Consider the following 12697-nt stretch of genomic DNA (forward strand, 5'->3'; position numbering starts at 1 on the left):
AAACGCCCCAATAAAATGAAAAAAATAACGCTAGTCTTTGCTGTAATTATGATAGCCTTTGCCTTTTCAGCAATACAAAAAGAGTCTTTTTCTAAAAAAACATTAGCAAAAAAAGTAATCACTCCCGAAAATAAGGAAATTTCATTTAAGGAAATTTTAAAAAAGCATAACGGTAAAGTGACCGTTATCGAAATTTGGGCTTCTTGGTGTGGTGATTGTGTAAAAGCCATGCCAAAAGTCAAAGAAATGCAAGCCAATAACCCGAATGTGGATTATGTATTTATTTCGATGGACAAAGCTTTTGATAAATGGCAAGCCGGAATAGAAAAGCACGAACTGAAAGGCGACCATTATTGGGTAACGGATGGTATGAAAGGAGAATTTGGCCAATCCATTGATTTAGATTGGATTCCACGTTATATTATTCTTGACTCTAAAGGAAAAATTCAGATTTACCGCGCCATTGAAACCGATTTTGACAAAATAAACGAGACCCTAAAAACACTACAATAATGAGACAAAAAATAGTTGCCGGTAATTGGAAAATGCATAAAAATGCCGAAGAAACCGAGGATTTATTAAATGAATTAATTGATAAATTACCTAATGATGTAGAAGCGCAAATCATTGTGGCGCCAACCTTTATCAACCTTGCATCAGCTGTAGATCATTTAGAATTTACCAATATTGGTGTTGCGGCTCAAAACATGCATCAAAACGAAAGCGGTGCCTATACCGGTGAAATCTCGGCGGATATGCTGAAAAGCATTGGTGTAAATTTGGTTATTCTTGGCCATTCGGAACGTCGTGCTTATTTTCATGAAACCGATGCTATTTTAGCTCAAAAAGTAACTACTGCCTTAAAACATAACATGACCGTGATTTTTTGTTTTGGTGAAGAATTGAAAGACCGACAAAACAAACAACATTTTAACATTGTTGAAAACCAATTGCGTGACGGTTTATTTCATCTTGACAATAGAGATTGGGAACAAATTGTTTTGGCTTACGAACCCGTTTGGGCTATAGGAACAGGAGAAACTGCTTCACCGGAGCAAGCTCAAGAAATGCATGAGTTTATTAGAGAAACCATCCGAAAAAGATTTGGTAGTGATGTAGCTGAAGATGTTTCTATTTTATACGGAGGTAGTGTAAAACCTGATAACGCCAAAGAAATTTTCTCAAAACCTGATGTTGACGGAGGACTAATTGGAGGTGCTGCCTTAAAAGCAGATGATTTTGCCGCCATCGTGAATTCGATTTAAGAAAAAAAAGAATCTCATTAACCAGAAATTTTCATTTTTGAAAGTTTTTTTTTATTTTTTAAATTTAAATATGTATTTCATCGATATTATTTGTATTTAATCGAAGTTAATTATAGTTTTATCACATAATTAATGTCAAAAATCAAATGAGAGCGAAATTCACACTATTAGCAGCGCTATTTTTTAGCCTGAATATGCTTGCCCAAGTAGATATTCAAAAACGTTTCCAATCGGATACTCGAAAATATTATGTTTGGAACAAAGAGTATGATAAATACGAATTAATGGAAACCGAATATGAAAACTCTGTAGTAGATGTTCGCGAAATTGGTTCCAAGACTAATGGTTACATTGTTATCAGTATGGTTGATAATGGTCAAGTCAGAATGCACCACGGCTCTATTTATCAGTTTAAACAAGACAGTGATGAAGAAGGTACTTGGTTAATTCGTTCCAAGTTCATGAGAGGCAAACTGACCTACAATCCCAAAGAGAATACGATTACTTATCTATACGATGCTGATGACAAGCGTTACAACAAGCTGATGATTTTTTATGTGAAAACAGATGACGCGCCTAATGCAAGCTTAAAAGCCATCGTTAAATCAGACTAACCGACTGAAAAGTTTTCCTGAAATGACTTCGCGGTAAGGCAGTTGATTGTTACCTTTGCCAAAAATTACAGCATGTCAAATATTTATTTAGGATACAGTTTTATAGTAGAACCCAAAGAATTAGGTTCCGAAATTTTAATTGCCGAATTGGGTGAAAAACCGTTTGAAAGTTTTATTGAAACGGATAATGGATTTATCGCTTACATTCAAAAAGACCTTTGTAATCAAGACATACTAGATGATATTTATCTGCTACATTCTCCTGAATTCACTATTTCCTACACAATCGAAGAGATTGACCAAGTCAATTGGAATGAAGAATGGGAAAAAAACTTCGAACCCATTGATGTAGACGGGAAATGTCATGTGCGCGCTCCTTTCCACCCAAAAACTGAAGCTGAGTTTGATATTGTTATTGAACCGAAAATGAGTTTTGGTACCGGTCATCATGAAACTACTCACATGATGATCCAACACCTTTTAGAGACTGATGTTACCAATATGAAAACCCTTGATATGGGGTGTGGCACAGCTATTCTGGCTATTCTTGCCGAAATGAAAGGCGCCAAACCTATTGATGCTATCGACATTGATAATTGGTGTTATTTGAATTCGATTGAGAATGCTGAACGTAATAATTGTCACCAAATCACAGTATATGAAGGAGATGCCGAAATGCTGAAAGGGAAGGAATACGACTTAATCATTGCTAACATTAACCGCAATATTCTTTTGAATGACATGCAACAGTATGTGGATTGTTTGCATAAAGGCGGGATACTTTTATTGAGTGGTTTTTATACCGAAGACATTCCGTTTATTGATGCCTCTTGTACTGAGAAAGGGTTGACTTATGTTAAAAAATTCGAGAGAAACAATTGGGTTTCTTTGAAATATGTAAATTAGCCTCCTGAAATTTTAGACCGAAAAGAAAATGAAAATGAGCACAATAGAAAAAGTACAGGAAGACGTTTTAGTGGAAGAGCAAGTTGGTATTAACAATGAAATTGTATTGTATAATGACGATGTTAACACCTTTGACCACGTGATTGATACCTTGATTCGTGTTTGCCAACACAGTTCGGAACAAGCGGAACAATGTGCTATATTGGTTCATTACAAAGGAAAATGCACTGTTAAAACAGGCCCCTTTGATGAATTGAAACCCCAATGCACTCAGTTATTAGAGGCAGGTTTGAGTGCCGAAATTATTTAAGCTTTAAACTTCCAATCGAATTCGTCGTTATCGTTGATAATGGCTCCAATTTCTACCCGAATAATTACATCGAACTCTGATTGCAGTATCAGCCAGTTGCTTTCGTTAAAGTGATTTTCGGTGCTGTCAAAATCTTCTTGTTCCCAGGATTTGAAGGGCAGCTCAGTTTTGATTTCGACTATATTTTTGCCTATTACTTTTTGGTCTAATAATGTTGCTTCTGAATTAGAAGTAATGATATATCCCAAACGAAGGGCTTCATCTTCATAGAAGGTTAAGCGCAATTTTTCTTTGTTATACAAATAGATAACATTACCATCTTCGTCTTTGAATTGTTTATCGGGCGTGCCGTATAGGTTTTCTACATGATTTTGTTTCATACCGAATACTAATTGATCGACGCCGTTTTTGGGATTTATTTTCATGTTATATACTGTTTTAATAGCGATGCAAAGGTAGTTAGATTTATAAAAGAAAGCTCTGGATATTCCATTTATACATGGGGATGCACCATTTATAAAGCTGGATGCTTCATTTATACAACGGAATGCTCTATTTATAAGGCTGGATGCTCCATTTATACAACCGGATGCTTCATTTATACATGGGGATACTCTATTTATACAAAGAGCAGCTTTATTTAGTATTCAAAAAGACCGAATTCGCTTTTGATGGTGAGTTTTTTATTTTCGGAAGCTTCTACCCTACCTACAATTTGAGCCTCTACACCAAAGGATTTTGCTATTTCAATGATATCCGAAGCGATTGCCTTGGGCACATACAATTCCATTCGGTGACCACAGTTAAAGACTTGGTACATTTCTTTCCAATTGGTTTTGGATTGTTCTTGTATTAGTTTGAATAAAGGCGGAACGGGAAACAGATTATCTTTGATTACATGCACGTTATCCACAAAATGAAGCACTTTGGTTTGGGCACCACCACTGCAATGCACCATGCCGTGAATTTCTTTTGGAGTGTATTTATCTAAAATTGATTTGATAATCGGAGCATAAGTTCGGGTTGGTGAAAGGACTAATTTCCCGGCGTCAATTGGGGAATCGGCAACGGCATCAGTCAATTGGGTTTGTCCGGAATACACTAAGTCATTAGGTACCATGGCATCAAAACTTTCCGGGTATTTTTGGGCTAAATAATTAGCAAAAACATCGTGACGCGCGGAAGTCAAACCGTTGCTGCCCATGCCTCCGTTATATTCTTTTTCGTAATGGGCCTGACCGAAAGAAGCTAAACCAACGATTACATCTCCGGCTTGGATATTGGCATTATCAACCACAGCTGAACGTTTCATGCGAGCGGTAACAGTTGAATCTACAATAATGGTTCGGACTAAATCGCCTACATCAGCCGTTTCGCCACCTGTAGAATGAATGGTTACTCCGAAGTTTTTTAACTCGGCGATAAGTTCTTCTGTTCCGTTGATGATGGCGGATAGCACTTCGGCCGGAATTAGGTTTTTATTTCTTCCGATAGTGGAAGACAATAAAATATTATCGGTAGCGCCTACGCAAAGCAGGTCATCAATATTCATTATCAGAGCGTCTTGTGCAATGCCTTTCCAGACGGATAAATCGCCAGTTTCTTTCCAATACATATAGGCCAGTGACGATTTGGTTCCGGCACCGTCGGCGTGCATGATTAGACAATAGTCTTCGTCATTAGTCAAATAATCGGGAACAATTTTGCAGAAAGCTTTGGGAAATAAACCTTTATCGATGTTTTTGATGGCGTTGTGCACGTCTTCTTTGGAAGCCGAAACTCCGCGCAAGTTGTAGCGTTGGCTGTTATCAGAGCTCATGTTGTAGTGTTGTGTTGTTGTGGCGCAAAGATATGACTTGATTTGGGATTTGGGATTTAGGAATTGGGATTTTTTTAGAATTATTTTTCCAAAATCATCACTTCTACGCGGCGGTTTTCATCTTCTTCTTGAGCTGATTTTTCTGGGATGGGATGAACCGGTCTTGAAGTGCCATAACCTTTGAAGGTCATTCGTTTTCGGTCAATTTTATTTCGTAGTAAGTAGGTATAGATAGCGCGGGCTCTTGATAGGGAGACATCGTTGACATCAAATACTTTTTGGCAGCAAATATGTCCTTGAATTTCGATTTTGAGTTTTGGATTTTCTTCCAGGATGCAAAGAAGTTCCAATAAGGTAGGTTCAGATTTGGGAACGATTCGGGCCGAATTGTTAAAGAAGTAGATATTAGGCAAAGCCACTGTCTCCCCCACTTTTGAGTTCAATATTTTTTCTGTCAATGGAGATACCACCGGCTTTTGAGACTTGATTTCGTTGTAAAAAATGGTTACTTTTCTGTTTTCTGCTTGGATTTTGGATTGCTTGAAATCTTTACCGTAAGCAATGCGTTCCAGATTGTCATTGACTTTTACTCCGCTTTTTTGCAGTAGCAATTGCACACTGTTGATGCGGCGTTCGGCTAATTTTATGTTGTAGTTTTTGGTATCCACACTATCGCAATAACCCATCATTTTGGTTACTTCGAGGTTTTTGTTTTGGGCAAACCACTCGTTAAATTCTAAAATCGATTTTTCATTGGGAAAGTCTTTATTGAAATCAAAAAAAACTTCAAATTGATTTTGTCCTAAGCTTTTTAGGGAAACTAAAAACAATATGATGAAGATTGCATTTTTCATTATTTTTCAACAATTAAAATTTCAACTCGACGATTGGCTTTGCGTTCGGCTTCATTGCGCTCCGGTAATTTGTAAATCGGATCATTGCTGCCAAAACCTTTATAGGAGAGTCGGTTCACTTCGATATCATTACTGGTTAGGTATTTTAAAATAACCAAAGCTCTTCGGTACGATAATTTAGTATCCATACCGTTAGGATTACAGCAAATATGACCGTGTATGGCAATTCTCAGTTTTGGATTATTATACATGATTTGCACTAATTCTTCTAAAATAGGTCGGGACATTTCTTCAATTCGCTCTGAATTAAACAGGAAATTGATGTTGTTAATTTTGATTAAATCCCCTTTTTTGGCTTTTTCAAATTTCATGGACAACTCAGATACCTCTTTTTCAATTAAGGTTTGGTTATCGAATTGCGATATCGGTTCCTCCTCTTTAGTAATCTCCTTATTTCCTTTGCTTTTTTCTTCTTTTGAGGTATAAAAAAAGGTTACTTTTCTGTTTTCTTCCTGCTTTTTAGAAAATTTAAAATCTTTGCCGAAAGGTATTAACTCCACTTTATCATTAATCGCTATAGTTTCATTTTTGAGCAAAGTCATAACCGAGTTAATCCTTCTTACAGCCAGTTCTTTATTGTATTTACTATCATCAACACTGTCGCAATAGCCTAGAATCTTGGTAACTTCAGCAAACTTGTTTTCTGCAATCCATTGATTTAGTTTAGTTATTGACACTTGATTGGGGTAGTCTTTATTGAAATCAAAGAACACTTCATAGTGCTTTTGGGAGAAAACAATAAATGGCATTATACATAAAACAAAACAAAGCTTCTTCATGCTAGTTTTCGACAATTAAAATTTCGACTCTCCTATTGGCGGCACGTTCCTGCTCATTTTTTTCAGGCAGCGGATAGATGGGTTGTGTACTGCCAAAACCTTTATAGGACAGTCTTGGCGGGTAAATTTGGTTAGCGACTAAAAAATTATAAATAGCTTTGGCGCGTTGTGTTGACAAATCCAACCGGTCCGTTGGCATACAACACAGGTGGCCTTGAATTTCGATTTTTAATTGAGGATTTCTTTGAAGCACAACCAGCAGTTCGTACATTTTTCCTCGGGATTCGGGCACCACGGCAAAAGTATTGATGATGAAATTCAAATTTTCGATTTTCAGCTTTTCACCTTGTTTGGCTTCACCTACTCTTTTCATAAACGCCTTGTCGAGCTTAAATTCAGATGTGGTACCATTGGGATTTTCAAAGACCATCTTTTCGGGATACTCGATTTCGGGTTTGGGTTCTTCTTTGGCAATTTCTTTTTTGATGCCTAGGATTTCATCTTCGCGAACGATGTCTTTTTCTAAAATATAATAGATTAGCACTCTTCTGTTTTCGGCTTTATTTTTAGACTGATTGAAGCTTTCACCAAAACTTCGGGTTTTAAAATCGTCTCTGATTTTGATTTGGTTTTTGATGATTTTAAAGATGCAGTCAACCCGTTTTTGAGCCAAGGTATCATTAAAACCTATTGAGCCGTCTTCATCGGTAAAGCCGTGAATGGCTACAATTTTGTTGTTCTTGTTTTCGGTAATCCAAGTATTGAGTCTTTCTTTTTCTTTGGTATTTAATTCAAATTTATTGCTATCGAAGTACAAGGCAAATTGTTCTTGAGCATAAATTGTATTGGCAAAAAGAATAAAAAAAAGGAAAACAAAAATAGGTTTCATAAACTGTTTTTAATACTAACGTAAGTTACGCAAAAATAGTATTGTATGTTAAAAATATAATGTCGTGAAACCTAATTATTTTTTTACATTTGTAAATAAAAACTTCATCAAATGAAACACTTTTTACTCTTTTCATTTTTAATACTCACCTTTTCAGCGAGTTCACAATCGGTAATACAATCGGTGAATTCGGGTAGTGTTATAGCAGCAAATTCCTCTATATCTGTCGGAGAAATTGTTGTAGTTCCTCAAAACCAGAATCAATCAAGCACCGGAATTATTGGTCTTTTGGCACAAACCCAACAAACATTAGAAGTCCCTCAATTGGAACTCAGTGCTAAAATCAAGGTTTTCCCTAATCCGACAACATCAGCCGTTTATTTTGAGACCGCTACCAAACTTACTGATGAAAAAGTTTCGATTTATACAACATCGGGGCAATTGGTTTCCGAGAAAAAGATTGGCACTGATAATTCATTAGACTTATCGGCACTTCAAACCGGAGTTTACCTGATTCAATTTTCGAGCAAAAACATCAATTCTTTTAAAATAATCAAACATTAACATGAAAAAACTATTACTATTATCAGCATTTTTTATAAGCTATTTGACTTTTGCTCAAGTACCGCAAGGAATTTCTTATCAGGCTATAGCACTAAACAGCTCAGGAACTCCGGTGGTGAGTTCTAACGTTGGGCTTCGTCTTTCGATTCTGAACACCTCAGCATCGGGAACCGTTTTATATTCGGAAACACAGGTTAAAACTACCAATGCGCAAGGATTGTTTAATTTGGTTGTCGGACAAGGGACCTTGGTTTCAGGGGCGTTTAACACCATAAACTGGGGAAGCGGTTCTAAATTCTTAAAAGTAGAAATGGACGCTTCAGGCGGTACCAATTATGTTTTGGTAGGCACTACCCAATTGCTATCAGTTCCTTATGCTTTGGCTGCGGACAGTTTGGTTACATCAGCAGGAGAAGGTATTACTTTGGTTTCACCAAATGGAACGCCTTATGTATTGAGTGTTAATGATGCCGGGCAATTGTCATTACCAACATCGGGAACATCATCCAGCTTTCCTACCCAATTGTATATGTATGGTAGTTTCAATAGTTTTAATGCTTCAACAGCACTGCTAATGGGATATTCTGATTATAGTTTTTTTGGTTATAAATACCTGACTTCGGGAACACAAATTAAGTTTATATCTGAAAACAATAGTAGTGCAGCTATATACGGTATAAACGGGACACAAAATTTAGTCCTTAATGGAAGTTTATACACCATCCCATCAAACGGACTGTACTTAATTTACAATTATTTAAATATTGATGGTGATAATCAAATTTACTTTCATGCCAGTTCAATAGGCCCAGGTGTTAGTTACGATAACGCTAGTGGAAGTGCCTACAGCGCTATGACATACAATGTAGCAACTAATACGCTAAGCGCTACAGTAACTGGTGTAACCAGTCCTAACAACACTTTTAGGATTAGTATGGAAACACCGACTGGTACTGGATATTATGGAGATAATTTGAGTGATGGGACAATTGATTTATACGGTCAATACATTAACTTTCCGGGAGCCACCAGCACGCCTAAAAATTATAAAGTTGATTTAGTACTTAACTTTAACGGATCAGGAACCTATACTGTTACACAAGTTCCTTAAAAAATATTTTATGAAAAAGTAGTATTATTAGCGGCTTTTTAATAACATCCAAATTTGTCTATATGGTAACGTATTGATTTTAATAACTAAAAAATCCCGCTCAATGAGCGGGATTTTTTTTAACTAATTAAACCGGATTATCTTGTAAACAATAATTCTCTGTATTTGGTTAATGTCCAAACCTCATCATCTACTAATAACTCTAATTTATCACAGTGTTCGCGGATAATTTCGAAATAAGGTTTTACTTTATCGCAATACATTTCAGCCATTTTTTGGGCATCAGTTAATGCGTTGGCTTTTTTACGTGCTTCGGTCATCGCTTCTACATTGGTATTTATCCCTTCAATGTGTGATGAAATTTCTTTGATTAAAACGATTTGTTCTTTGGCAATTTTTTCAAAGTCTTTACCGAAGATTTCTTTTAAACCACGCACATTTTCAATCAAGGTGTTTTGGTAACGAATAGCTGTTGGAATCACGTGATTACGCGCAATATCACCTAGAACTCTTCCTTCTATTTGGATTTTCTTGGTGTATTCTTCTAATTCGATTTCGTAACGAGCCTCTACTTCTACATGGTTCATTACGTTCAAATCTTTGAATAGGTCTAAGGCTTTTTTAGACACTTTAGCTTTCAAAGCCGCCGGTGTTGTTTTATGATTGCTAAGCCCGCGTTTTTTAGCTTCTTTTTCCCATGCATCGCTGTAACCGTCGCCTTCAAAAAGAATGTTTTTGGTTCCTTTGATATATTCTCTTAAGACATTGAAAATCGCTTCATCTTTCTTTAGATCTTTTTTCTCGATTAAAGCGTCTACTTCTTTTTTGAAATCTTTTAATTGCTTGGCCACAATAGAATTTAAAGTGGTCATCGCATTGGCACAGTTCGCAGAAGAACCTACTGCTCTAAACTCAAATTTGTTTCCTGTGAATGCAAACGGAGAGGTTCTGTTTCTGTCCGTATTGTCTAATAACACATCCGGAATTTTACCTACTACGTTTAGTTTTAAATCGGTTTTCTCTTCCGGAGATAATTTTCCTTTGGTTACGCCTTCTAATTCATCCAATACTTTGGTTAATTGTTGTCCGATGAATACTGAAATAATGGCCGGCGGTGCTTCGTTAGCTCCAAGTCGGTGGTCATTACTTGCCGTTGCAATGGCAGCTCTAAGCAATTCTTCATACTCATTAACCGCTTTGATAGTATTAATAAAGAACGATAAGAATTGTAAATTGCTCATTGGTGTTTTCCCCGGAGACAGTAAATTCACGCCGGTATCCGTAGCTAATGACCAGTTGTTATGTTTTCCGGAACCATTAACTCCTTTAAAAGGTTTTTCATGGAAAAGTATTTTAAAATCGTGACGCTCCCCAACTTTAGACATTACATCCATTAATAATGAATTGTGGTCAACTGCTAAATTGGTTTCTTCAAAAATCGGAGCTAATTCAAATTGGTTAGGCGCTACTTCATTATGACGAGTTTTTACCGGTATGCCTAAATACATACACTCTTCTTCTAATTCTCTCATGTAATTCAATGCACGAGAAGGAATAGAACCAAAATAGTGATCGTCTAATTGCTGTCCTTTTGCAGAAGTGTGTCCGAGCAAAGTTCTTCCTGTCAACAATAAATCAGGTCTTGAATTTGCCAACGAGCTATCTACCAAAAAATATTCTTGCTCCCACCCTAAAGTAGCAGTTACTTTTTTAACATTTTTATCGAAATATTTACATACCTCAGTTGCTGCTTCATCTACAGCATTTAAGGCACGTAATAGTGGTGTTTTATAATCTAAGGCTTCACCGGTATAAGAAATAAACACGGTTGGAATACACAAAGTCGTTCCAAAGATAAATGCCGGAGATGTTGGATCCCAAGCGGTATAGCCACGAGCTTCAAATGTATTACGGATACCACCGTTCGGAAAAGAAGAAGCATCCGGTTCTTGTTGTACCAATTGCCCTCCCCCGAACTTTTCTAATGGGTCAGAACCATCATAAGAAGTTTCGAAAAATGCATCGTGTTTTTCCGCAGTAGTTCCGGTTAAAGGTTGGAACCAGTGTGTATAATGCGTTACGCCTTTAGCAATCGCCCATTCTTTCATTCCCATGGCGATATAATCGGCTAGCTTTCTGTCAATTTTAGTTCCGTGCTGTACTGCATCTTTGACTCCTTTGTAAGCATCTGAAGTCAGAAACTGCTTCATAGCTTTATCGTTAAACACATTGGCACCGAAAATGGCTGATTTTCTATCAGCTTCTTCAAATTTTACAGGCTTTCTACCTGATGCATCTTTTAATGCTTGAAAACGTAAAGTTGACATAAAATTAATTTTTAAAAGTTATACCCTAATAATTTGAAGCAAATATAAAAATATTTTAATTTAAATAACACATACCCCCTATTAATTTTAGGGGTAATATCTAAAAAATAATATTTTTATAGTTTTAAAGATTGATTTATTTAACAATTAAATAGTAACTTCAAAAATACAATCCCCTATATTTGTAGCAATCAAAAGATTTATCATGACTGTTTGGATACTGTTTTTAGCTGCCATTTTAGTGTTTCTTGCCTTAGATTTAGGCGTATTTAATAAAAACCCTCATGTTATCAAGCCCAAAGAGGCCGGAATATGGACCGGAATATGGGTAGCCATGTCCTTTTTATTTTCGATTGTAATTAACTGGTTGTACAGCAATGAATACATAGCTAATCCTACCGGTATTAAACCGGCAGTGGCCACAATGAAGTTTATCACCGGTTATCTTATTGAATTATCGTTGAGTATTGATAACATCTTTATAATTGCCGTAATCTTTGCTTCTTTTAAAATTCCACAGAAATACCAACACAGGGTTTTATTTTGGGGGATATTAGGTGCTATTCTTTTTAGAGGATTGATGATTTTCTTTGGAGTCATTTTAATTAACAAATTCAGCTGGATGACCTATCTATTTGGCGCCTTTTTGATTTTTACCGCATTCAAAATGCTGTTTAAAGGAGAAGAGGAAGAATTCAATCCAAAGAAATCGTTTGTCTATAAAAACCTGCGTAAGATTATGCCAATCACTCATCATATTGAAGGGGAACAATTTTTTGTAAAAAGAAAACACATTAAAGCAGCCACTCCACTTTTTGTAGCGTTGATTGTTATTGAGGTGATGGATATGCTATTTGCATTGGATAGTGTACCGGCTATATTGGCTATCACATCAGACCCTTTTTTGGTTTTCAGTTCTAATATTTTTGCTATTCTTGGCTTGCGTTCTATGTATTTCTTCTTGGCTAACATGCTGGAAAAATTCAGTTATCTTGAATACAGCTTGATTGCTATATTAACCTTTGTGGGAATTAAAATGTTATTGGTTCATTATTACAAATTTCCGGAATGGATTTCATTAGGATTTATCGCTTTATCGCTTTTAATCGGAATTGTAATATCTATTAAAAAGAGTGAAACTACTGAATGATTTGATTTTCTTTATTTAACTTTTCTAAATAACTACCCAATAAAAAAGC

General features: G+C 36.1%; 14 protein-coding genes. 8 read left to right on the forward strand and 6 right to left on the reverse strand.

Annotated elements, in window-relative coordinates:
* Positions 1-15: 15 nt before the first annotated feature.
* The 5 genes from GUU89_RS14240 to GUU89_RS14260 all read left to right on the forward strand — a co-directional run bounded on the left by GUU89_RS14240 (position 16) and on the right by GUU89_RS14260 (position 3095).
* On the forward strand, positions 16-513 hold the full coding sequence (locus GUU89_RS14240) for a TlpA family protein disulfide reductase (protein WP_162128532.1): 498 nt from the start codon (positions 16-18) through the stop codon (positions 511-513).
* The gene (gene tpiA / locus GUU89_RS14245) at positions 513-1265 is read left to right on the forward strand and encodes a triose-phosphate isomerase (RefSeq protein ID WP_162128533.1); all 753 of its coding nucleotides are present in this window, start codon (positions 513-515) and stop codon (positions 1263-1265) included. Before GUU89_RS14240 ends, tpiA begins: the two co-directional genes overlap by 1 nt.
* Positions 1266-1411: 146 nt before the next feature.
* Positions 1412-1879 carry a hypothetical protein gene (locus GUU89_RS14250; protein WP_162128534.1) on the forward strand — a complete coding sequence of 156 codons (468 nt, stop codon included), beginning with the start codon at positions 1412-1414 and terminating at the stop codon, positions 1877-1879.
* Positions 1880-1951: 72 nt separating this feature from the next.
* Positions 1952-2785, forward strand: a complete 834-nt coding sequence (prmA, locus tag GUU89_RS14255; protein ID WP_162128535.1) for a 50S ribosomal protein L11 methyltransferase — start codon at positions 1952-1954, stop codon at positions 2783-2785.
* A gap of 34 nt (positions 2786-2819) precedes the next feature.
* The gene (locus tag GUU89_RS14260; RefSeq protein WP_162128536.1) at positions 2820-3095 is read left to right on the forward strand and encodes an ATP-dependent Clp protease adaptor ClpS; all 276 of its coding nucleotides are present in this window, start codon (positions 2820-2822) and stop codon (positions 3093-3095) included.
* On the opposite strand, the gene GUU89_RS14265 is transcribed toward GUU89_RS14260, so the two are convergent.
* The 5 genes from GUU89_RS14265 to GUU89_RS14285 form a co-directional block, all read right to left on the reverse strand.
* On the reverse strand, positions 3092-3520 hold the full coding sequence (locus GUU89_RS14265; RefSeq protein WP_162128537.1) for a hypothetical protein: 429 nt from the start codon (positions 3518-3520) through the stop codon (positions 3092-3094). The genes GUU89_RS14260 and GUU89_RS14265 overlap by 4 nt on opposite strands.
* Before the next feature lie 215 nt (positions 3521-3735).
* A complete protein-coding gene (locus tag GUU89_RS14270; RefSeq protein WP_162128538.1) occupies positions 3736-4914 on the reverse strand; it encodes an AIR synthase related protein in 1179 nt (392 codons plus the stop codon).
* 80 nt (positions 4915-4994) lie between these two features.
* Entirely contained in the window at positions 4995-5768 is a 774-nt protein-coding gene (locus GUU89_RS14275) for an OmpA family protein (RefSeq protein WP_162128539.1), read from the reverse strand.
* Positions 5768-6607, reverse strand: a complete 840-nt coding sequence (locus GUU89_RS14280; RefSeq protein ID WP_162128540.1) for an OmpA family protein — start codon at positions 6605-6607, stop codon at positions 5768-5770. Before GUU89_RS14280 ends, GUU89_RS14275 begins: the two co-directional genes overlap by 1 nt.
* 1 nt (position 6608) lies before the next feature.
* Positions 6609-7496, reverse strand: coding sequence for an OmpA family protein (locus GUU89_RS14285; RefSeq protein WP_162128541.1), 888 nt, complete (start codon positions 7494-7496; stop codon positions 6609-6611).
* Between the two features lie 111 nt (positions 7497-7607).
* Here GUU89_RS14285 and GUU89_RS14290 point away from each other — a divergent pair, with 111 nt between their 5' ends.
* Entirely contained in the window at positions 7608-8060 is a 453-nt protein-coding gene (locus tag GUU89_RS14290; RefSeq protein WP_162128542.1) for a T9SS type A sorting domain-containing protein, read from the forward strand.
* A 1-nt stretch (position 8061) separates the two neighbouring features.
* Positions 8062-9171 (forward strand): cadherin repeat domain-containing protein, encoded by a 1110-nt coding sequence (locus GUU89_RS14295; RefSeq protein WP_162128543.1) that lies wholly within the window; start codon positions 8062-8064, stop codon positions 9169-9171.
* Positions 9172-9308: 137 nt separating this feature from the next.
* Here the strand turns inward: GUU89_RS14295 and GUU89_RS14300 are convergent, their stop codons facing one another.
* Complete coding sequence (locus GUU89_RS14300) at positions 9309-11498, reverse strand: glutamine synthetase III family protein (protein ID WP_162128544.1); 2190 nt, start codon at positions 11496-11498, stop codon at positions 9309-9311.
* 205 nt (positions 11499-11703) lie between these two features.
* Here GUU89_RS14300 and GUU89_RS14305 point away from each other — a divergent pair, with 205 nt between their 5' ends.
* Entirely contained in the window at positions 11704-12648 is a 945-nt protein-coding gene (locus tag GUU89_RS14305) for a TerC family protein (RefSeq protein ID WP_162128545.1), read from the forward strand.
* The last annotated feature ends 49 nt before the right edge of the window (positions 12649-12697 follow it).

Source organism: Flavobacterium phycosphaerae, from assembly GCF_010119235.1.
Lineage (GTDB): Bacteria > Bacteroidota > Bacteroidia > Flavobacteriales > Flavobacteriaceae > Flavobacterium > Flavobacterium phycosphaerae.